Origin of the sequence: Ventrimonas faecis (assembly GCF_040096075.1) — a bacterium.
GTDB classification, from domain to species: domain Bacteria; phylum Bacillota; class Clostridia; order Lachnospirales; family Lachnospiraceae; genus Brotaphodocola; species Brotaphodocola faecis.
The window spans coordinates 1-22,086 of record NZ_JBBMFJ010000024.1 but is presented as its reverse complement, the minus strand read 5'-3'; the positions used below and the strand labels follow the sequence as shown (position 1 = coordinate 22,086).

General features: G+C 51.5%; 18 protein-coding genes and 3 pseudogenes. 20 read left to right on the top strand and 1 reads right to left on the bottom strand.

Annotated elements, in window-relative coordinates; genetic code table 11:
- Nucleotides 1-29 precede the first annotated feature (29 nt).
- Entirely contained in the window at nt 30-1,508 is a 1,479-nt protein-coding gene (locus WMO41_RS11350; protein ID WP_177292009.1) for a DUF1846 domain-containing protein, read from the bottom strand.
- A gap of 132 nt (nt 1,509-1,640) precedes the next feature.
- Between WMO41_RS11350 and WMO41_RS11345 the strand changes: the two genes are divergently transcribed.
- The 20 genes and pseudogenes from WMO41_RS11345 to WMO41_RS11250 all read left to right on the top strand — a co-directional run.
- On the top strand, nt 1,641-3,215 hold the full coding sequence (locus tag WMO41_RS11345) for a putative glycoside hydrolase (RefSeq protein WP_349229843.1): 1,575 nt from the start codon (nt 1,641-1,643) through the stop codon (nt 3,213-3,215).
- Nucleotides 3,216-3,362: 147 nt separating this feature from the next.
- Entirely contained in the window at nt 3,363-3,974 is a 612-nt protein-coding gene (locus WMO41_RS11340) for a DUF1653 domain-containing protein (protein ID WP_349229842.1), read from the top strand.
- Between the two features lie 65 nt (nt 3,975-4,039).
- Complete coding sequence (gene uvrC / locus WMO41_RS11335; RefSeq protein WP_177292012.1) at nt 4,040-5,950, top strand: excinuclease ABC subunit UvrC; 1,911 nt, start codon at nt 4,040-4,042, stop codon at nt 5,948-5,950.
- Between the two features lie 117 nt (nt 5,951-6,067).
- On the top strand, nt 6,068-6,991 hold the full coding sequence (hprK, locus tag WMO41_RS11330) for an HPr(Ser) kinase/phosphatase (protein ID WP_177292613.1): 924 nt from the start codon (nt 6,068-6,070) through the stop codon (nt 6,989-6,991).
- A gap of 59 nt (nt 6,992-7,050) precedes the next feature.
- A complete protein-coding gene (gene murB / locus WMO41_RS11325) occupies nt 7,051-7,959 on the top strand; it encodes a UDP-N-acetylmuramate dehydrogenase (RefSeq protein ID WP_349229841.1) in 909 nt (302 codons plus the stop codon).
- Between the two features lie 15 nt (nt 7,960-7,974).
- Nucleotides 7,975-8,832 (top strand): RNase adapter RapZ, encoded by an 858-nt coding sequence (gene rapZ / locus WMO41_RS11320; protein ID WP_177292615.1) that lies wholly within the window; start codon nt 7,975-7,977, stop codon nt 8,830-8,832.
- Nucleotides 8,833-8,838: 6 nt separating this feature from the next.
- Nucleotides 8,839-9,804, top strand: a complete 966-nt coding sequence (gene whiA, locus WMO41_RS11315; protein ID WP_349229840.1) for a DNA-binding protein WhiA — start codon at nt 8,839-8,841, stop codon at nt 9,802-9,804.
- 51 nt (nt 9,805-9,855) lie between these two features.
- Nucleotides 9,856-10,113, top strand: coding sequence for an HPr family phosphocarrier protein (locus WMO41_RS11310; RefSeq protein WP_349229839.1), 258 nt, complete (start codon nt 9,856-9,858; stop codon nt 10,111-10,113).
- 111 nt (nt 10,114-10,224) lie between these two features.
- The gene (locus WMO41_RS11305; protein WP_349229838.1) at nt 10,225-13,692 is read left to right on the top strand and encodes a DNA polymerase III subunit alpha; all 3,468 of its coding nucleotides are present in this window, start codon (nt 10,225-10,227) and stop codon (nt 13,690-13,692) included.
- Nucleotides 13,693-13,825: 133 nt separating this feature from the next.
- On the top strand, nt 13,826-14,800 hold the full coding sequence (pfkA, locus tag WMO41_RS11300) for a 6-phosphofructokinase (protein WP_177292281.1): 975 nt from the start codon (nt 13,826-13,828) through the stop codon (nt 14,798-14,800).
- Nucleotides 14,801-15,138: 338 nt separating this feature from the next.
- Nucleotides 15,139-15,648: a DUF6145 family protein gene (locus WMO41_RS11295; protein ID WP_353963979.1), complete on the top strand. Its 510-nt coding sequence runs from the start codon at nt 15,139-15,141 to the stop codon at nt 15,646-15,648.
- Nucleotides 15,645-16,613: a tRNA dihydrouridine synthase DusB gene (dusB, locus tag WMO41_RS11290; RefSeq protein ID WP_349229837.1), complete on the top strand. Its 969-nt coding sequence runs from the start codon at nt 15,645-15,647 to the stop codon at nt 16,611-16,613. The genes WMO41_RS11295 and dusB overlap by 4 nt, the downstream gene beginning before the upstream one ends.
- Before the next feature lie 220 nt (nt 16,614-16,833).
- Nucleotides 16,834-17,319 (top strand): transcription elongation factor GreA, encoded by a 486-nt coding sequence (gene greA, locus WMO41_RS11285; RefSeq protein WP_118531978.1) that lies wholly within the window; start codon nt 16,834-16,836, stop codon nt 17,317-17,319.
- Nucleotides 17,320-17,362: 43 nt separating this feature from the next.
- Entirely contained in the window at nt 17,363-19,315 is a 1,953-nt protein-coding gene (gene lysS, locus WMO41_RS11280) for a lysine--tRNA ligase (RefSeq protein WP_349229836.1), read from the top strand.
- A gap of 238 nt (nt 19,316-19,553) precedes the next feature.
- Nucleotides 19,554-20,027, top strand: a complete 474-nt coding sequence (locus WMO41_RS11275; protein WP_227200083.1) for a DUF6075 family protein — start codon at nt 19,554-19,556, stop codon at nt 20,025-20,027.
- Nucleotides 20,027-20,203 (top strand): hypothetical protein, encoded by a 177-nt coding sequence (locus WMO41_RS11270; protein ID WP_002596300.1) that lies wholly within the window; start codon nt 20,027-20,029, stop codon nt 20,201-20,203. Before WMO41_RS11275 ends, WMO41_RS11270 begins: the two co-directional genes overlap by 1 nt.
- A 23-nt stretch (nt 20,204-20,226) precedes the next feature.
- Nucleotides 20,227-21,008 (top strand): annotated as a pseudogene (locus WMO41_RS11265) (ParA family protein).
- Nucleotides 21,001-21,426 (top strand): annotated as a pseudogene (locus WMO41_RS11260) (ParB/RepB/Spo0J family partition protein); the annotation flags it as partial. The pseudogenes WMO41_RS11265 and WMO41_RS11260, both read left to right, overlap by 8 nt.
- Complete coding sequence (locus tag WMO41_RS11255) at nt 21,422-21,811, top strand: hypothetical protein (RefSeq protein WP_349229835.1); 390 nt, start codon at nt 21,422-21,424, stop codon at nt 21,809-21,811. The pseudogene WMO41_RS11260 and the gene WMO41_RS11255, both read left to right, overlap by 5 nt.
- Before the next feature lie 2 nt (nt 21,812-21,813).
- Nucleotides 21,814-22,014: pseudogene (locus WMO41_RS11250) on the top strand (ISAs1 family transposase); the annotation flags it as partial.
- Between the last annotated feature and the right edge of the window lie 72 nt (nt 22,015-22,086).

The window sequence follows — 22,086 nt, the reverse complement described above, 5'->3', positions numbered from 1 at the left end:
GCCCTCGCTGTTTTTCGTTATGAAATAAATTAATGATATAACCGGTTGTTCTCATAAATCGGTTCGGAAGTCAGGTGCAGGCCCAGCTTCTTGAAGGTGTTGGTATCTACAGAAGAGAGCATGACGGAGGTGTGAAGCTCACATCCTCTTAACTTCGGAAGCTGCTCTAATGCCAGCTTTGCGTTCGGGTCGGTGGCTGCGCACATGGACAGGGCAATGAGCACCTCGTCAGTGTGCAGGCGCGGGTTCTTGCTTCCCAGGTATCCGGTCTTTAATCCCTGAATCGGCTCAATGAAGGTCGGGGAGATTAAGTGGATGTCGTCGGAAATTCCACCCAGCTCCTTCACTGCGTTTAACAGAACTGCTGCGGAAGCGCCAAGCAGGGCAGTGGTCTTTCCGGTTACGATCTTGCCGTCCGGAAGCTCCAGAGCTGCGGTCGGTGTGCCGGTCTCTTTTGCGAGATTGACAGCAGCCGGGACCACGCTTCTCATGTCGGTGGTGATCTTGGCTTGCTTCATAAGCAGCTCAATTTTGTAAACCTCATCCTTGCTGCCTTTGTCTTTGGCTACACGGTTTAAAGCCTGGTAATAGCGGCGGATGATCTCCTGGCGGGATGCTTCCTGGCACGCTTCATCATCGATGATGCAGTTTCCGGCCATGTTAACGCCCATGTCGGTCGGGGACTTGTACGGACAGTAACCGTAGATGCCCTCGAACATGGCAGCCAGTACCGGGTAGATCTCCACGTCACGGTTGTAGTTGACGGTGGTAACACCGTAAGCCTCTAAGTGGAACGGATCGATCATGTTGACATCGTTTAAGTCTGCGGTAGCAGCCTCGTATGCCAGGTTAACCGGATGCTTTAACGGGATGTTCCAGATCGGGAAGGTCTCGAACTTTGCGTAACCGGCCTTGATGCCGCGCTTGTTCTCATGGTAAAGCTGGGAGAGGCAGGTTGCCATCTTTCCGCTGCCCGGTCCCGGTGCAGTGATGATGACCAGCGGTTTGGTGGTTTCAATGTAGTCGTTCTTTCCATAACCCTCATCGCTTACGATGTGGGCGATGTTGTTCGGGTATCCGTCAATCGGATAATGGCGGTATACTTTGATGCCAAGGTGTTCAAGCTTTGTTTTAAAGACATCTGCGGATGGCTGTCCGGTGTAGCGGGTGATGACCACGCTGCCTACATACAGGCCCTTGTCGCGGTATTCCTGGATGAGACGCAGGACGTCTGCATCGTAGGTGATGCCAAGGTCATGGCGAATCTTGTTTTTCTCAATGTCTGCCGCGTTGATGGCAATGACGATTTCAGCCTGGTCGGCTAACTGCAGAAGCATTTTCAGCTTACTGTCTGGTGCGAAGCCCGGAAGGACACGGGAAGCATGGTAGTCGTCAAACAGCTTTCCGCCGAACTCCAGGTACAGCTTGTCTCCGAACTGGCTGATCCGCTCGCGGATGTGTTCGGATTGCATCTTTAAGTACTTTTGATTGTCAAATCCAATTTTCATAGTAGTTAATACCCCTTTCCATGCGTTACATTGTAGCATATAAAAACCAGTTTTGCACCCGGATTTGTCAAAAAAATATATTATGTGGTATACTCTAGTTATTCTATAAAAAACATACGAGGAACGTGAACTATGAATGGAAAACGACGATGGCTTTTTGCCGGACTGTTACTGACTGTTTTTGCAATCACCGGATGCAGTTATCTCCACAACGCGGAAAAAATTGCCACGGCGCCGGAACCGGTAGTGGTAGGTTCCGGTGCAGAGGAACAGGCAGAAGTGGATGCTGCAGAGCAGAAAGCCAAAGAGGAAGAGCAGCAGCTGATCTCAGAGCTTCAGATTCCGGAAGAACCGGAGCAGGACGAGCGGGACGCGACCCGGGCAAAGGGAATCTACATTTCTGCCTATGTGGCAGGAACCCCGGCTCTGGTGGACAATCTACTGGCAGAGTTTGACCAGACGGAAGCCAATGCACTGGTGATTGACTTCAAAGATGATTTTGGGCGTATGGTATGCGAGACAGAGTCTCCGCTGGTGCAACAGCTTGGATCCACAAAGGTTTATATTGAAGATATGGCGGGGCTGATGCAGAAATTAAAGGAACATCATATCTACACCATTGCCCGCATTCCGGCTTTTCGGGATGCCTGGCTTTCGGAGGCGCAGCCGGACTGGTGTGTGAAGAAATCCGATGGAAGCGTGTTTAAGGACCGGGATGACCATGCCTGGGTGAATCCTTATAAGGAAGAGGCCTGGGATTATCTGACAGAGATTGCCCTGGAGGCGCAGAAGCTGGGCTTTGATGAGATCCAGTTTGATTATGTGCGCTTCTGTACGGAAAAGGGCATGCAGGACGCGGTGTTTGCGGAGGAGGATACGAAGGGCCGCAGCCGGACTGATGTGATCCTGGATTTTATGGAATATGAGTATGAGAAATTGAGCGCGGCAGGTCTCTTTGTGTCCGCCGATGTGTTCGGTGCCATCATCAACAGCAATGTGAATGCGGATTCGGTAGGCCAGATCTATGGGGAGATGGCAAAGCACCTGGACTACATCAGCCCCATGATCTATCCATCCCATTATTCGGACGGAAACTATGGCATTGACCATCCGGATATGCGCCCCTATGATACCATCTGCGCGGCGCTGACGGAATCCAGAAAGGAACTTTATTTCGCCGGACTGGACGGCAGTCATGTGGCGGCAGTGCGCCCGTGGCTTCAGGACTTTACCGCCAGCTGGCTGAAGAACCATATCCCCTACGGCGGCGAGCAGGTGCGCGACCAGATCCGCGCGGTGTACGACTGCGGATACGATGAGTGGCTTTTGTGGGATGCGGCCTGCACCTATGACTGGGAAGGGCTCCTGACACCGGAGGCAGCCAGCGAAGAGGATGAACGGATTGCGGCTTCCCGGGCGGAACTCCCGGAGACCACTTATGCGCCGGAAGAGGAGGGGCATGATGCCCTGACCGTGACGGAAGGGACCCAGAATGGAGACGGCGCGGCAGCAGGAGAAAACAGTGCCGCAGGAGAAAACGCGACAGGAAGCGCAGGGCAAAACAGCGCGGCAGTCTCCGGCAGAGCCGGAACAGGTCTGACGGTGGGAAATTTCCCGGCGGCCCAGGCACTTTCCGAGGCGTTGGAAACGGCAGAAGAACCAGGCACTCCGCCAGAGACCGGAACCACGCTGCCGCCGACGGCGTAGGGAAGAAGCGGAAAGGGGGGTGGCAGGCTGGAGGTTTTCAGTACCAGATGCGTCAGCACAGATGACGAGGATGGTGCTGTGGCGGAATGCAGAAAACTCAGAGACAGGAATGAACAAATGCAGGAACAGAGAGACAGGAAGAGTGACATGACAGAACGAATTGTAAGACCGGGAGAATTTTACCGGCATTTTAAAAATAAACTGTACCAGATCGTGGCGGTGGCCAGACATTCGGAAACCGGAGAGCGCATGGTGGTCTACCAGGCCCTTTACGGGGATTACGGCGTGTATGTGCGCCCCTACGATATGTTTACCAGCGAGGTGGACCATGAAAAATACCCGGAAGTGACCCAGAAGTGGCGGTTTGAGCGGGTGGGATTTAGGCGGAATGTCACGGAAAACGCTCAGATGGCACGACAGGAAGCGGGAGTGGCGGCAGGAAGCAAAGCTGAATCATCAGCGGAAGATGTGTCTGCAGCGCCAGAACTTACAGCTCATTACACGGAGACTGATTCTACCCGGCACTACGCGGACCGCACCCCGGACCCGGCGTTTTTACAGTTTCTGGATACCGAGGATTTTGAACTCCGCATGGAATGCTTAAAAGTACTGGAGGAGCGCATCACCCAGCAGGAATTAGACAGCATGTATCTGGTGCTGGATATGAAGCCGGAGCGCGGCTCTCTGCAGGAGCAGCTTTACGCAGTACGCCGTTTCCTCACCATGCAGAAGCGCTATGATGGCAGCCGCCTGCGCTGACTGCGTTTTGGCGGGCGAAAGCGTACTGGCAGCAGGCCAGATCAGAACGGTCATCAGGAGGAATCATGTTATTTGACATCGAAGAAGAACTGAAAAAACTCCCGTCCCAGCCGGGCGTGTACATCATGCACGACGCAAAGGACGAGATCATTTACGTGGGCAAGGCCATCCGCTTAAAGAACCGGGTGCGTCAGTATTTTCAGAGCAGCCGGGGAAAGACCGCCAAGATCCAGCAGATGGTATCCCGCATCGCGCGGTTTGAGTATATTGTGACGGACTCGGAACTGGAAGCGCTGGTGCTGGAGTGCAACCTCATCAAGGAGCACCAGCCCCGCTACAACACCATGTTAAAGGATGACAAGGCTTACCCGTACATCCGTGTTACGGTGGGGGAGGATTTTCCGCGGGTGCAGTTTGCCCGCACCATGAAAAAGGACAAGAGCCGGTATTTTGGCCCTTACACCAGTGCCGGGGCGGTAAAAGATACCATTGACTTAATTCACAAATTATATAAGGTGCGCACCTGCAACCGGTTCCTGCCAAGGGATATCGGCAAGGACCGTCCATGCTTAAACTACCATATTAAACAGTGTGACGCGCCCTGTCAGGGATACATCAGCAGGGAAGAGTATGCAGAGCATATCAGACAGGTGCTGGAATTTTTAAACGGGCATTACGACAATCTGTTAAAGCGCCTGGAAAACCAGATGATGGAAGCTGCGGAGAAGATGGAATATGAAAAAGCGGCAGAGTACCGGGATCTGCTGGCCAGTGTAAAAAAGGTGGCTCAGAAGCAGAAAATTACCAGCAGCAGTATGGAGGACCGGGACATCATCGCCATGGCCATGAACGACACCGACGCGGTGGTGCAGGTCTTTTTTGTGCGGGAAGGCAAGCTGATCGGGCGGGATCATTTTGGCATCCGCATCGGTGCGGAGAAGGACAAAAGCCAGATTCTTACCAGCTTTGTGAAACAGTTCTACGCGGGAACGCCGTTTCTGCCCAAGGAACTGTGGATCCAGCAGGAAATTGAGGATATGGAGGTCATAGAGCAGTGGCTCAGTGCCAGAAAAGGCCAGAAGGTCCGGATTGTCGTGCCGAAGAAGGGCGAGAAGGAGCGGCTGGTAGAGCTGGCCCAGAAGAACGCCTCCATGGTGCTGAGGCAGGATTTTGAGCGCAACCAGAGAGACGAGATGCGCACCATCGGCGCCATGAACGAGGTGGCGTCCTGGCTGGGGCTCACCGGTGTGCGCCGCATGGAAGCCTTCGATATTTCCAACATTTCCGGCTATGAGTCGGTGGGCTCCATGGTGGTGTATGAGGATGGCAAGCCGAAGCGCAGCGATTACCGCAAATTTCGCATTAAGACCGTCATCGGACCGAATGATTACGCGTCCATGCGGGAGGTGCTGACGCGCCGGTTTACCCACGGCCTGGAGGAACTGTCCCAGTTAAAGGAGCAGGGCGTGGAAAAGAAGTTCGGAAGCTTCACCCGTTTCCCGGATATCCTGATGATGGATGGCGGCCGTGGCCAGGTGAACATTGCGGAAGAGGTCCTTTCAGAACTGGGGCTTTCCATTCCAGTCTGCGGCATGGTGAAGGATGACAACCACCGGACCCGGGGACTGTATTACCAGAATGTGGAGATTCCCATTGACCGGCATTCCGAAGGCTTCCGGCTCATCACCAGAATTCAGGATGAGGCTCACCGGTTTGCCATCGAGTACCACCGGAGCCTGCGCAGCAAGAGCCAGGTGCGCTCGGTGCTGGATGACATTCCGGGCATCGGAGACACCCGGAGAAAGGCGCTGATGAAGCACTTTAAATCCATTGAGGCGGTGCAGGCCGCCAGCGAGGAAGAGCTTTCCCAGGTTCCGGGCATGAACCGGGCCGCGGCAGAGAGCGTGTACCGGTTCTTCCGAAAGAAAAAGGACGATGCGCCCATAGAAATTGTGGAGGAAACAGGGAATACCTAAACCTGCCAACGCGGATGACAACCCTTACAATTTGTGGTATGATAAACATATTCTGAAAATAGAAACAGCCACATTCTTTTTCACGGCTGAATGAACAAGATAAAGGAGCGGGGCAATATGTACGGTGTAACAATTACAGAACTGATCACAAAGATGAAAATGAAAAATGTACTTCCGGAAATTGACACAGACAAGGTGGTATTAAGTCACCCGGATGTGAACCGTCCGGCACTGCAGTTAACCGGTTTCTTTGACCATTTTGACCGGGAACGTGTCCAGATCATCGGATATGTGGAGCAGGCATACATCAACACCCTGCCGCGGGAGGTGCGGGTAGAGCGCTACGACAAGCTGCTTTCCAGCGAGATCCCATGCGTGGTTTACAGCCGCGGCCAGGAGCCGGATGAAGACATGCAGGACCTGTGCCTGCACTATCAGGTACCGTTAATGGTTTCGGATAAGAGCACTTCCGATCTGATGGCAGAGGTCATCCGCTGGCTGAAGGTAAAGCTGGCACCGTGCATCAGCATTCACGGTGTTCTGGTGGATGTATTTGGTGAGGGCGTTCTGATCATGGGTGAGAGCGGCATCGGCAAGAGCGAGGCAGCCCTGGAGCTCATCAAGCGCGGACACCGTCTGGTATCGGACGATGTGGTCGAAATCCGCAAGGTCAGTGACGCAACCCTGGTGGGAAGCGCACCGGATATCACCAAGCATTTTATTGAGCTGCGCGGTATCGGCATCATCGATGTGAAATCCCTGTATGGTGTTGAGAGCGTAAAAGATACCCAGAACATCGATATGGTCATCAAGCTGGAAGACTGGGACAAAGATAAAGAGTATGACCGGCTGGGCCTGGAGGACCGTTACACCGAGTTCCTCGGCAACCAGGTAGTCTGCCACAACATCCCGATCCGTCCGGGCAGAAATCTGGCTATCATTGTAGAGTCCGCAGCGGTTAACTACCGCCAGAAGAAGATGGGCTACAATGCGGCTCAGGAGCTGTACAACCGTGTACAGGCAAACCTCGGCAATAAATAAAATGTGCCAGGAGCATAGCTTATAACAGCGAAAATAAATAAAGGCAGAATAAAAAAACTATGAAACAGGCAGCAGAAAAACTGAAACAGGCGGTGAGCGCGGGCGTATTCCTGACGGATGAGCCCATGAGCCGCCACACCACGTTCCGCACGGGAGGCCCGGCAGATATTTACATCGAGCCGTCCTGCGCGGAAGAATTAAAACAGGTACTGGAGATCTGCAGGGAAGAAAATCTGGCGTATACCATCATTGGAAATGGCAGCAACCTGCTGGTGGGCGATAAGGGCTACCGGGGCGTGCTGATTTCCTTTGGAAAGCCCTTTGGCCAGGTGGCCGTGGAAGGAACTCAGGTGCGTACTGGTGCCGGTGCCCTGCTTTCCGTTGTGGCAAAGCAGGCCCTGAGCGCGTCCCTGACCGGTTTTGAGTTTGCGGCCGGCATTCCGGGCACCATCGGCGGTGCCGTGGTCATGAACGCGGGAGCCTACGGCGGGGAACTCTGCCAGGTGCTAAAGGAGGCCACCGTTCTGACACCGGAGGGAGAGGTGAAAACACTTTCACTTCCGGAACTGGAACTGGGCTACCGCACCAGCTGCGTTCAGAAAATGGGTTACATCGTGCTGGAGGCAGTACTGGAATTACAGCCGGGAAACGCAGAAGAAATCCGTGCGGTCATGGATGAACTGGCATCAAAACGCAAGGAAAAGCAGCCGTTGGAGTACCCGAGCGCGGGCAGCACATTTAAGCGTCCGACAGGATATTTCGCAGGCAGGCTGATTCAGGACGCAGGACTTCGCGGTTTTACCGTGGGAGGCGCCCAGGTGTCAGAAAAACACTGCGGCTTTGTCATCAACCGGGATCATGCCACTTCAGCTGATATCCTTTCCCTGTGCAGACAGGTGCAGGAAAAGGTGAAGGAGCAGTCTGGTGTGGATCTGGAGCTGGAAGTGAAGCTGCTTGGTGAATTTTAGAAACGGAGAAAACAGATGAGACTGGTAATCGTGACGGGAATGTCGGGAGCCGGAAAAACGTCGGCTCTGAAAATGCTGGAGGATCTTGGGTTTTACTGTGTAGACAATCTGCCGATTCCCCTGATGGAGGCGTTTGTGGAGCTTGTCATGCAGAAACCGGCGGCCCATGAGGAGGTAGCGCTGGGAATCGATATCCGGAGCGGAGAGGAGCTCCCGCAGCTGGAGCAGGTTCTGGAGAACTGGAAGGTACAGCAGGTTCCTTATGAAATCCTGTTTCTCGACAGCAGCGATGCCACGCTGGTCAAGCGTTACAAGGAAACGAGACGATCCCATCCGCTTGCCGGAAAGGGCCGGGTGGACAGCGGCATCCAGCTTGAGCGGGAAAAGCTTGCGTTTATCAAACAGCAGGCGAATGTGATCCTGGATACCAGCAGCCTTCTTACCAGGGAACTGCGCAAGGAGCTGGAAAAGATTTTTGTGCAGGACCGCCGTTACCAGAATCTCTTTATTACCGTGCTGTCCTTTGGATTCAAGTACGGAATCCCGAACGATGCGGATCTGGTGTTTGACGTGCGTTTCCTGCCAAACCCTTACTATGTGGAGGCGCTCCGCAGCCACACGGGACAGGAGGCGGAGGTTCAGGCCTATGTGCGCCAGGGCGGCACGGCTGACCGGTTTCTTTCCATGCTTTACGAGATGCTGGATTTCCTGATTCCAAACTATGTGCAGGAGGGGAAAAACCAGCTCGTCATTGCCATTGGCTGTACCGGCGGCAAGCACCGCTCCGTCACTGTGGCCAATGCGCTGTACCAGCATTTAAGCGGACTGGAGGAGTACGGATTAAAGATTGAACACCGGGATATTGAGAGGTAGCAGGATATGTCATTTTCTTCTAAGGTAAAGGAAGAACTTTCCAGGCAGCTATCCCCGGCCAGGCACTGCCAGATTGCGGAGATCGCGGCAATCTTAAGCCTTTGCGGGCGTATCCAAATTTCGGAGAACAACCGCTACCGGGTGAAGATCCACACGGAAAATGAGGCAGTTGCAAGAAAGTACTTTACATTATTGAAAAAAACATTTAATATAAGAATTGATGTCTCCATACGGCAGGGCATCGGGAACCACAAAAACAGGACCTGCACCGTAGCGGTCACCCATCACGAGGACGCCATGCGGGTGCTTCAGGCAGTCAAGCTCATTGACCCTTACGGGGAAATCGAGGAGAATCTGTCCCTGGCCCAGAACGTGGTCCTCATGCAGAACTGCTGCAAGCGCGCGTTTATCAGAGGAGCGTTTCTGGCAGCAGGTTCCATCAGCGATCCGGAAAAGTTTTACCATTTTGAGATTGCCTGCGCGACCGAAGCGAAGGCAAAACAGATCCAGGGCCTCATCCTTTCCATGGGAATCGAAGCCAAGATCGTGCTGCGGAAGAAATATTTCGTGGTCTATATCAAAGAGGGAAACCTGATCGTTGATATCTTAAACGTTATGGAAGCACCGGTTGCGCTTATGGAGCTGGAGAACATCCGCATTCTCAAGGAGATGCGCGGAAGTGTGAACCGGCAGGTAAACTGTGAGACAGCCAATATCAACAAGACGGTATCGGCGGCAGTCAAGCAGATGGAAGATATCATATACATCAGAGATACGGCAGGGTTTGACAGTCTGCCGGATAATCTGAGGGAAATCGCAGAGTTAAGGCTGGCCAGACCGGAGGCTACGTTGAAGGAGCTTGGAGAAGCACTGGATCCGCCGGTCGGTAAATCAGGCGTAAACCATCGTCTCAGGAAACTGGGAAATATGGCAGAGCTGCTGAGACAGGAGCGGCCCGACACAGAGACATAGGCAGAGAAAGAGAAGAAGATCTGCATATGCCTGAAAACGAGGAGGATAATTATGTTAAAGAAAACGATCGCCATTGGACTTTCATCCGGACTTGAGGCAAGACCAGTCGCTATGCTGGTTCAGATCGCGAGCCAGTTTGACAGTCAGATCTATGTAGAGAACAACAATGCCCGCGTGAATGCAAAGAGCATTATGGGTATGATGACACTTGGCATGGGCGCTGGTGAGGAGATTACCGTTTCTGCTGACGGAGACGATGAGAACGAAGCACTTGACAACATTGAAAAATACTTAAAGGGCGAGAAATAAGATCCTACCGATCCTTTCCCCAAAAGTTAGTCTATACAAGAGATGCTGAAGCGGCAGGGTGGAAATGATATTTCCGCCCTGTTTTTATGAACATAGATAAAGGAGAAAACAGTGGCATTTACACATTTGCACGTCCATTCAGAGTACAGTCTGCTGGATGGTTCCTGTAAGATCAAAGAACTGGCGGCGCGGGCCAAAGAGCTTGGCATGGACAGCATGGCCATCACCGACCATGGTGTTATGTACGGTGTCATCGACTTTTACCGGGCAGCAAGGGAAGTGGGCATCAAGCCCATCATCGGCTGCGAGGTTTATGTGGCGCCTGGCTCCCGCTTTGACCGGGAAAACACCAATGGCGAGGATCGCTACTACCATCTGGTTTTGCTGGCAGAAAATGATACCGGATACCACAACCTCATGAAGATTGTGTCCAAGGGTTTTGTGGACGGCTTCTATTACAAACCCCGTGTGGATTATGAGGTACTGGAAACCTACCATGAAGGTGTCATTGCCCTCAGTGCCTGCCTGGCGGGCGAGGTGCAGCGCTATCTGGCCCGGGGCATGTATGAGGAGGCCTGCAGATCTGCAAGGCATTACGAGCAGATTTTCGGAAAGGGCAACTTCTTTTTGGAGCTGCAGGACCATGGCATTCCCACCCAGAAGACCGTAAACCAGGGACTCATGCGCATGAGCCGGGAGCTTTCCATGGATCTGGTGGCCACCAACGATATTCATTATATTCTGGCGGAGGACGCGGCACCGCACGATATTCTTTTATGCATCCAGACCGGCAAGAAGGTGTCCGATGAGAACCGCATGCGCTACGAGGGCGGCCAGTATTACGTGAAGTCTGAGGAAGAGATGCGGGCGCTGTTTCCGTATGCTCAGGAGGCCATTGACAATACCCACAAGATTGCGGAGCGTTGCAATGTGGAGATTGAGTTTGGCGTGACCAAGCTGCCAAAATACGAGGTGCCGGAGGGCTATGATTCCTGGAGCTACTTAAACAAGCTGTGCCAGGACGGTATGGCGAAGCGTTACCCGAATGATGATGGCACGCTGCAGGAGCGCCTTTCCTACGAGCTGGGCGTTATCCACAACATGGGTTACGTGGATTACTTCCTGATCGTGTGGGATTTCATTCATTTCGCAAGATCCCACGACATCATGGTAGGACCGGGACGAGGCTCTGCGGCGGGAAGCATTGTTTCCTACTGCCTGGAGATCACCAACATTGATCCGGTGCGCTATGACCTGCTCTTTGAGCGGTTCTTAAACCCGGAGCGTGTATCCATGCCGGATATTGATATTGACTTCTGCTTTGAACGCAGGCAGGAAGTCATTGATTATGTGGTGGAGAAATACGGCAAGGATCAGGTGGTACAAATTGTTACCTTCGGTACTCTGGCGGCCAAGGGCGTGGTGCGGGATGTGGGCCGTGTGCTGGATCTTCCGTACGCCCGCTGTGACGCCATTGCCAAGATGATTCCGGGGGATCTGGGCATGACCCTGGATAAGGCATTAAAGCAGAGCCCGGATCTGCGGGAGGCATACCAGAGCGATGATGAGGTGCGCTACCTCATCGACATGGCCAAGCGCCTGGAGGGACTTCCGAGACATACCTCCATGCATGCGGCCGGTGTTGTGATCGGCCAGCGGGCCATGGATGAATTTGTGCCCCTTTCCCGCGCCTCGGACGGCACCATCACCACCCAGTTTACCATGACAACGCTGGAAGAACTGGGCCTGCTCAAGATGGATTTTCTGGGCCTTCGTACCCTGACGGTCATTCAGAACGCGGTGTGTCAGGCAGAGGAGAATTACGGCGTCCACCTGGTCATGGAAGAGATTGATTACAACGATAAAGAAGTTCTGGCCTCCATCGGCACCGGAAAGTGCGATGGCATCTTCCAGCTGGAGAGTTCGGGTATGAAGAGCTTCATGAAGGAGCTGCGCCCGGAGAATCTGGAGGATATCATTGCGGGTATTTCCCTGTATCGTCCGGGCCCCATGGATTTTATTCCCCGTTATTTAAAAGGAAAGAACGACAAAGGTTCCATCACTTATGAATGTCCGCAGCTGGAGCATATTCTGGGACCGACCTACGGCTGTATCGTCTACCAGGAGCAGGTTATGCAGATCGTCCGGGACCTGGCGGGCTATACCATGGGCCGGAGCGATCTGGTGCGTCGTGCCATGTCCAAGAAGAAGGCGGCGGTCATGGAGAAGGAACGCCAGAATTTCGTGTACGGCAACCCGGAGGAACACGTAAAAGGCTGTATTGAGAATGGCATCGATGAGAAGACGGCGAATCATATTTATGATGAGATGATCGATTTCGCGCGGTATGCGTTCAATAAGTCTCATGCGGCATGTTACGCGGTGGTGGCATATCAGACGGCGTATCTGAAATACTATTATCCGAAGGAGTTTTTTGCGGCGCTGATGACATCGGTCATGGACAACGTGAACAAGGTGTCCGAGTATATTCTGACCTGCCGCCAGATGGGTATCCGCATCCTGCCTCCGGATATCAACGAGGGACAGAGCGGCTTCTCGGTTTCCGACGATGCCATCCGCTACGGTTTATCGGCTATCAAGAGCATTGGCCGCAACGTGGTGGACGAGATCATCCGGGAGAGGAAGAATAACGGGCTCTTTACTTCCATCGATGATTTCGTGGAGCGCATGGGCGGACGCGAGGTAAATAAGCGTACCCTGGAGAACTTCATCAAGGCCGGAGCCATGGATTCCCTGCCGGGCAACCGCCGGCAGAAGACCATGATCGCGCCGGAACTGCTGGATCAGAAGAACAAGGACCGCAAAAATGTACTGGAGGGGCAGCTGAGCCTCTTTGATTTCGCGGCAGAGGAAGAAAAGCAGCAGTACCAGATCACCATGCCGGATGTACCGGAATTCCCGAAGGGAGAGCTTCTGGCGTTTGAGAAGGAAACCCTGGGTATCTATGTCAGCGGACACCCGATGGATGAATACCTGGAAACCTGGAAAAACAGCATCACCGCCAAAACCACTGATTTTATGGTGGATGAGGAGTCCGGAAAGGCTGTTGTGGAAGACGGAGTCCGGGCGACCATCGGCGGCATGATCACCGCAAAGACGGTGAAGCTTACCAAGAACGGCCAGCAGATGGCCTTTGTAACCCTGGAGGACATGGTGGGTTCTGTGGAAGTCATCGTATTCCCGCGGGATTACGAGAGCAAGAAGCAGCTGTTAAATGAGGATGCGAAAGTATTTATCAGCGGACGAACTTCCATCGGGGATGATCCGGTGGGGCGCCTGATCTGTGAGCAGGTGATCCCGTTTGATGAGGTGCCGAAGGATCTGTGGCTGAAATTTGCCGATAAAACCCAGTATGACGCATTATGGCCGGCCGTGACAGAGGTTTTGCGGGGCTCCGATGGCCATGACACCGTGATCATCTATCTGGAAAAGGAGCGGGCAAAGAAGGTGCTTCCGTCCAACTGGCATGTGGTAGCATCGGCAGCAGTTACGGAAAGCCTTGAGAAAATAATTGGTGAAAAGAATGTCAAAGTTGTGGAAAAGGGATTGAAAAGATAGGCAAAATGTTTTAGAATACACCTTGTATGAAAAAAAGTGCATTTGGTATAAAATAAAAACGGAATGGAAAAGAGCTTCGGTCACGGATCTGTGGCCGCGGCTCCAACCTGAAGGGTAACAGGAGGAGACAACTATGGCAAAGCAAGTAAAGACAATCGGTGTCCTGACAAGCGGAGGAGATGCTCCGGGCATGAACGCAGCCATCCGTGCGGTGGTTCGTACTGCCATCAGTAAGGGAATGAAGGTAAAAGGAATCATGCGTGGTTACGCGGGACTTTTACAGGAAGAAATCGTAGACATGAGCAGTACCGATGTGTCTAATATCATTTTCCGTGGCGGTACCATCCTGTATACAGCAAGATGTATGGAGTTTGTAACTCCGGAAGGCCAGCAGCAGGGCGCGGAGATCTGCCGCAAGCATGGCATTGACGGTATCGTAGTCATTGGTGGTGACGGTTCCTTCCGCGGCGCCGGAAAGCTGGCATCCCTTGGCGTTAACACCATCGGTGTTCCGGGAACCATCGACCTGGACATTGCCTGCACCGATTACACCATCGGATTTGATACCGCAGTAAACACCGCTATGGAGGCAATCGATAAGGTACGTGATACCTCTACCTCCCATGAGCGCTGCAGTATCATTGAGGTTATGGGACGTAATGCCGGTTATATCGCATTATGGTGCGGCATCGCAAACGGCGCGGAGGACATTCTGCTTCCGGAGCGCTACGACGGCAACGAACAGGCCCTCATTGACCGGATCATCGAAAACCGTAAACGCGGCAAAAAGCATAACATCATCATCAACGCAGAGGGCATTGGACATTCCACTTCCATGGCCCGCCGCATTGAGGCAGCGACCGGCATTGAGACCAGAGCAACCATCCTGGGCCACATGCAGCGAGGCGGCACCCCGACCTGTAAGGACCGTGTGTACGCGTCCATCATGGGTGCGCGGGCAGCAGAGCTTCTGTGCGAAGGCAAGAGCAACCGTCTGGTGGCTTACAAGCACGGTGAGTTCGTCGATTTCGACATCCAGGAAGCTCTTCAGATGAAGAAGGACATCTCTGAGGAACAGTTCGAGATCGCAAAGATGCTGGCAAGATAGCAAATGACCCAACTGGCAAAAAATGTACGTCCTGAGTAACTGTTCAGTAGGTCTGCGCATTTACTGCGCTGACCGTATGAAAACATGGGCTTGCAGGCAAAAATCCCATTGCCGAAGGCAATTTTCAATGGATTTTTGCCCGTAACTGTGAGGGTACTGAACAGTTACCGTCCTGAAAACAGAAGGACTGCATGACACAACCGAAAATGACACATCCGCCCGGCAGCATATCCGCCGGGCGTGTTTCGTGTTTACGGACATGAGATTTTTTTGACAAGGCGCTGCGACCTGGCCGGAAAACCAGGGCGCAGCGGAAACGATTCAGGAGGAGAACGCAGATGACAGGACAGGACGGAAATATCGTTCTTTGTGGTTCTAACAGCTACGAAAAAAAGTATTATTTTAATGAAGAGTTTGACAGCCTCCCGGAGGCGGTGAAGAAACAGCTTCACGTGATGTGTGTCTGGTTTACGGAGGAGTGCGGCGGCATTCTGACCATGGAATTTGAGCCGGACGGCACGCTGGAGTTCAAACATACCATTTCCGAGTACGACGGTTACTGTGATGAAATCGGCGCGGATTTGAAAATCAAGCAGTACCGCCAGGAAGGACAGGAATTCTTAAAGGCACTGGAGCTGTACTTTAAGGTATTTTATCTGGGCGAGGATGCAGAAACAGTGGCGGAAAGCTACGGAATTGATACGGAAGCGCTGAAAGCTGGATTTGCTGAGAACAGTTCAGCGGGTCCTGATGACGCCGAAGAAGCGTATGAGACTGAGGACAGTTCTGAGCTGGGCGGCATTTATCCGGAAGATCTGGATGATACAGGTGAGGGTCCGGAAGAATGAAGCTGAAAATCGGAAATGTAGAACTGGAGAATAACCTGGTTCTGGCTCCTATGGCAGGAGTCACAGATATGTCCTTCCGCCAGCTTTGCCGGGAACAGGGTTGCGGTCTTCTGGTCACCGAGATGGTAAGCGCCAAGGCGATTCTGTATAAGAACCGCAACACGAAGGATCTCATGGCCATTGGCGAAGGTGAGCGGCCGGTATCGTTACAGCTGTTCGGCTCCGACCCGGAGATCGTCAGCAACATTGCCCATCAGGTGGAGGATGGCCCTTACGATATCATCGATCTGAACATGGGCTGTCCTGTGCCAAAAATCGTGGGAAACGGCGAGGGCTCCGCTCTCATGAGGAATCCGAAGCTGGTGGAGGAGCTCTTATCTGCCCTGGTAAAAAAAGTACACAAGCCGGTTACCGTCAAGTTCCGCAAGGGCTTTGACGACGACCATGTGAACGCCGTGGAAATCGCGAAGATCGCGGAGAGCTGCGGCGTGGCTGCGGTGGCGGTGCACGGGAGGACCCGGGAACAGTACTATTCCGGCAAGGCGGACTGGGATATCATCCGTCAGGTGAAGGAGGCGGTGAAGATTCCGGTCATTGGAAACGGAGATATCTTTGAACCCCAGGACGCAAAGCGAATGCTGGAGGAGACCGGCTGTGACGGCCTGATGGTAGGCCGTGGCGCCAGAGGAAACCCATGGATCTTTCATCGGATTCAACATTATCTGGAGACCGGGGAAGTGCTTCCGCCGCCGGGACCGGCGGAGGTGGGAGAGATGATCCTGCGCCACACCCGGATGCACGTGGCATTAAAGGGCGAGTACATCGGCATGAAGGAGATGCGCAAGCACATTGCCTGGTACACCGCCGGGCTTCCACATTCTTCTGCCATTCGCAGAGACTGCAACATGCTGGAGACGGAAGCGGAGCTGGTGGAGCTGCTGCGGCAGCATGGAATGCTTCGGTAATCGGGATGTGCTTTCCGGAAAGAAACATTTGCCGTATACAGCAGGAAAAACCAGTGTGTGCGGGCCGCATCAGCGCTTGACAAGGAAAGTGCTTTCAAGTATAATATTCAGAATGTATGACCACAGGTCTCAGATTTTGTATCAGACCGTGGTTTCAGTTGTAAAAACAACTGCAGCGCGCATGCGCGGGGCAGTGTAAATAAGGAAGGAAATGAGTGTCATGGCAGATAGCAAGAAACACATTTTAACCTATGCTGGTTTAAAAAAGTATGAGGATGAGTTACAGGATTTAAAGATCCATCGCAGACAGGAAATCGCGCAGAAGATCAAAGAGGCGCGTGAGCAGGGTGACCTGTCCGAGAACGCTGAGTACGATGCAGCAAAGGACGAGCAGAGAGACATCGAGCTGCGTATTGAGGAGCTGGAGAAGCTGTTAAAGAACGCAGAGGTTGTAGATGAGGACGAGATCGACTTAGACAAAGTCAGCATCGGCTGCCAGGTAAAGGTTTACGATGTAGACTTCGACGAGGAGATGGAGTTCAAGATCGTTGGTTCCACCGAGGCAAACAGCCTGCAGAACAAGATTTCCAACGAGTCTCCGGTAGGCGCAGCATTAATTGGCAAGAGCGTCGGCGATGTTGTAGACGTAGAGACCCAGGCCGGTGTACTTCAGTACAAGGTTCTGGAGATCCAGAGAGTATCATAAAAGTAGCATTTATTTATAGAAGAACGAAGGAGTAAGGAAAAAGATGGCAGAGCAGCAGAACGCAAAGCAGCAGAATGCGAAGGAGCCGGATCTCAACCAGCTTCTGAAGGTTCGCCGTGAGAAACTGGCAGAGCTTCAGGCAGCAGGCAAGGACCCGTTCCAGATCACAAAGTACGACGTAACCGTACACAGCGAAGATGTAAAGGTAAACTACGCAGAGTATGAAGGCAAAGAGGTATCCATCGCAGGACGTATGATGTCCAAGCGTGTCATGGGTAAAGCATCCTTCTGCAATGTGCAGGACTTAAAGGGCAACATCCAGTGCTACGTTGCACGTGATGACTTGGGTGAGGAAGCCTACAAAGATTTCAAACGCATGGATATCGGTGATATCGTAGGTATCAAGGGTATCGTGTTCACCACCAAGATGGGCGAGATCTCCATTCACGCAACCTCCATGGTTCTGCTGTCCAAGAGCCTGCAGATTCTTCCGGAGAAGTATCACGGCCTGACCAACACCGATATGCGTTACCGTCAGCGTTACACCGACCTGATCATGAACGAGGATGTTAAAAAGACTTTCGTAATGCGTTCCCGCATCATCAGCTGCATCCGCCGTTATCTGGACGGTCAGGGCTTCTTAGAGGTAGAGACCCCGATGCTGGTTGCAAACGCAGGCGGCGCTGCTGCAAGACCGTTTGAGACCCATTACAACGCACTGGATGAGGATGTAAAGCTCCGTATTTCCCTGGAGCTGTACTTAAAGAGACTGATCGTAGGCGGCATGGAGCGCGTGTATGAGATCGGCCGTGTATTCCGTAACGAGGGTCTGGATACCCGTCACAATCCGGAGTTCACCCTCATGGAGCTGTATCAGGCATACACCGACTACTACGGCATGATGGATTTAACCGAGAACATGTTCCGCCATATCGCAAACGAGGTTCTGGGTACCACCACCATTCCGTACGCAGATGTTGAGATCGACTTAGGTAAGCCGTTTGAGCGCCTGACCATGGTTGACGCCATCAAGAAATACACCGGCATCGACTTCGAGGAGATCAAGACCACTGAGGAAGCAAAGAAACTGGCAGATGAGAAGGGCGTAGCTTATGAGGCACGCCATGTGCGCGGCGACATCATCAACCTCTTCTTCGAGGAGTTCGTAGAGGAGAACCTGATCCAGCCGACCTTCATCATGGATCATCCGGTAGAGATTTCTCCGCTGACCAAGAGAAAACCGGACAAGCCAGAGTATGTAGAGCGTTTCGAGATGTACATCTACGGCCGTGAGATGTGTAACGCATACTCCGAGTTAAATGACCCGATTGACCAGAGAGAGCGTTTCAAGGCACAGGAGGCTGCACTGGCTGCAGGTGATGACGAGGCAAACACCACCGATGAGGACTTCATGAACGCACTGGAGATCGGTATGCCTCCGACAGGCGGTATCGGTTACGGTATCGACCGTCTGGTTATGCTGTTCACCAATAGCCCGGCAATCCGTGACGTATTACTGTTCCCGACGATGAAGAGCCTCGATGCCCCAAAGAAGAGCGAGAAGGCGGCTGCGGCAGCAGTAACCACTACGACATCGGCAGCGGAAGCCCCGGAAACAATCGACTTCTCCAATGTAAAGATCGAGCCGCTGTTCGAGGAAATGGTTGATTTCGATACGTTCAGCAAGTCTGATTTCAGAGCAGTAAAGGTTCTGGAATGTGAGGCAGTTCCGAAATCTAAGAAGCTGCTGAAGTTCGTTCTTGATGACGGTACAGACGAGAAACGCGTGATTTTAAGCGGTATTCACGAGTATTACGAGCCGGAAGAACTGGTTGGCAAGACCTGTATCGCAATCGTAAATCTGCCGCCGAGACCGATGATGGGAATTGATTCCTGTGGTATGTTGATTTCAGCAGTACACGAGGAAGATGGACATGAGGGATTAAATCTTCTCATGGTGAATGACCGGATTCCGGCAGGTGCGAAGCTGTACTAAGAATCAGAAAATCCATAGACTTTTATGAGTTTATCGAGTGTTTGACATCAAATTGACATCAAATTTGTGTCATTCGGTGGACTAATATGGACTGAAAAGGGATGTTTTAGGAATCAGAACCTTTCAAAACTTAATAGTTGAATGCTATTAAAAGGACATTTTCCAATAAAACGGAGAGTGTCCTTTTTCTGTTGTTATGGTCAAAACAAAATCAAAATAACACAAGGAGGGTTCTATTATGACAAGTACAGCGTTAGGAGCAGAAACCAAAAAGGAAGAAAAGATTATTTTTATCAGCGATGCACATGAGAAATTCTACTACGAGAAGTTAAAGGAAGTCCGGTATCAGGATGTTTACCACAAGGCACTCTGCTATTGTCTTGGGATCAGCGATGATACCAGAAGAAATGTTTACAGAATTTATGATTTCAAAACAGGATGCGTAATAACAGAGTGTTTACACGAAGGCTGGCAGACCAGTGGAAGTGTGAGAGTGGTCAGAATGGCATTCAATCTGTATTGCAATGGAACACCAAGTGTTTCCGATTATGAAGATGCAGAAGAACAGGTGGACGAGTGCAGGCAGTACACGGTGGAGGAAATATTCTGCTGTGCTTATGCACCATATTTCTGGCAGGCAATTCAGATTCGGTATCCGGAATATGCCACATACAACCATAAGCTGTATGCCTTATTGGGAGGAACAGACTAATGTTAAAAGTCAGATTGATGGGAACAAAGAATGATATTAAGTGGTTCGGAAAGATTTTGCAGAGGAATCCGAAAGTGGAAGTAACGGAGTTTTCCGAGATGTATCCGAATAAGGGAACGAAGAAATTTTACAGGGCGTATGTAGAAGTAAAGAAAAGAAACGTAGCAGAAAAATAGCAGAAAACAAAGGAGAATCTATCATGTGTAAAATAATCGCAATCGCAAACCAAAAAGGTGGTGTGGCAAGACCACCACAACCAGTAATTTAGGTATAGGACTGGCAAAACATGGCAAGAAAGTCCTGCTGATTGATGCCGATGCACAGGGCAGTCTGACGGACAGTCTTGGCTTTACAGAGCCGGATAAGCTGGAGGAAACGCTTGCAACAGCACTCGGCAATATCATCAATGATGAAGATATGGAAGCGGATTATGGTATCCTGAAACACAAAGAGGGAATTGACCTGATGCCGGGGAACATCGAGATTTCCGGTCTGGAAGTATCACTTGTCAATGTGATGAGCAGGGAGCTTGTGATGCGTTCCTACATAGAGCTGGTAAAGGATAATTATGATTATATTTTGATTGACTGTATGCCCTCCCTCGGCATGATTACCATAAACGCCTTTGCCTGTGCGGACAGTATCCTGATTCCGGTACAGGCGGCATATCTTCCGGCAAAAGGGTTACAGCAGCTTATTAAGACGATTGGAAAGGTCAGGAGGCAGATTAACCCAAAGCTGACGATTGAGGGGATTCTGCTGACAATGGTGGATGCCAGAACCAATTATGCAAAGGACATTACTGCATTACTGGTGGAGAATTACGGTAGCAAGGTGCGGATATTTGAAAACAGTATTCCCATTTCCGTCCGTGCGGCAGAGATTTCCGCAGAGGGTGTCAGTATCTACGAACATGATCCGAAAGGCAAAGTAGCCGCTGCTTATCAGTCTTTGACGGAGGAGGTGCTTGGGAATGAGTAAAGCAGGAAGTGCCGCAAAGGTAAAATTAAGCAGTTATGATGATTTATTTGGAAATGCAGAAGAAAAGACAGGGAGCGAAGAGCAGATTATCAGAGCCAAGCTCACGGATTTGCATGAGTTTAGAAATCATCCGTTCCGTGTACTGGACGATGAAAAAATGGAAGAAACAACGGAAAGCATCAGTAAGTATGGGGTGCTCGTACCGGGAATTGCAAGACCGAGGGCAGAGGGTGGCTATGAAATCATAGCCGGACACCGCAGAAAACGAGGTTCAGAACGGGCAGGAAAAGAGGATATGCCTGTGATAGTCCGCAATTATACAGACGATGAAGCTACGATTATCATGGTGGATTCCAACATTCAGCGTGAGGACATTCTGCCAAGTGAGAAGGCGAAAGCTTATGCCATGAAATATGATTAATTTGACGATGGTACTTTTGCTTTTGCTGAATATGTTTTTTCATAGAGAATTAACGTCAGCTATGAAAGCGATGTGCCATGCTGTACTCAATGATAGTTGGGCGGAGTTTCGGATTCTTAAGCTAAGAGTATTGCGGCTTACACAGTTGACAGGGTATTTGTCAATCGGACTTTTGTTATTTGGACAACTTGCAACTGTGGGATTGGCCTTGTGGTATCAAGCTAGTCCAGTGAAAGATGAGTCTATAATGGAGATTATTGCTGTTTGCTGCCCTATGGCGATTGGACTTGTTTCAAGATTTTTGTTTTCTGTTATGAATGATATTCGAACTGAAGAACTTGCTCCACTTAAGAGGAGTTTGAATGAAATGCTGTCTAAATGAACGTAATGGAAAAGAAAACACTGAAGAAAGAAGGAGATACAAGAACAGAGTATCGCTATTTCATCAGCAGTCTAAAGGAAGACATTGAACAGGCCAGTCGTGCAGTGAGAGGGCACTGGAGCATAGAAAGTATGCACTGGTATCTGGATGTAACATTCCGAGAAGATGCGAATACAACTATAGATAAACTGGCGGCACAAAATAGTATCGGAAACAATCGGTCTCAGGCACAAAAAAGGTAGTGGCTTCCATTACCTACGCGCCTGCAGACCGAT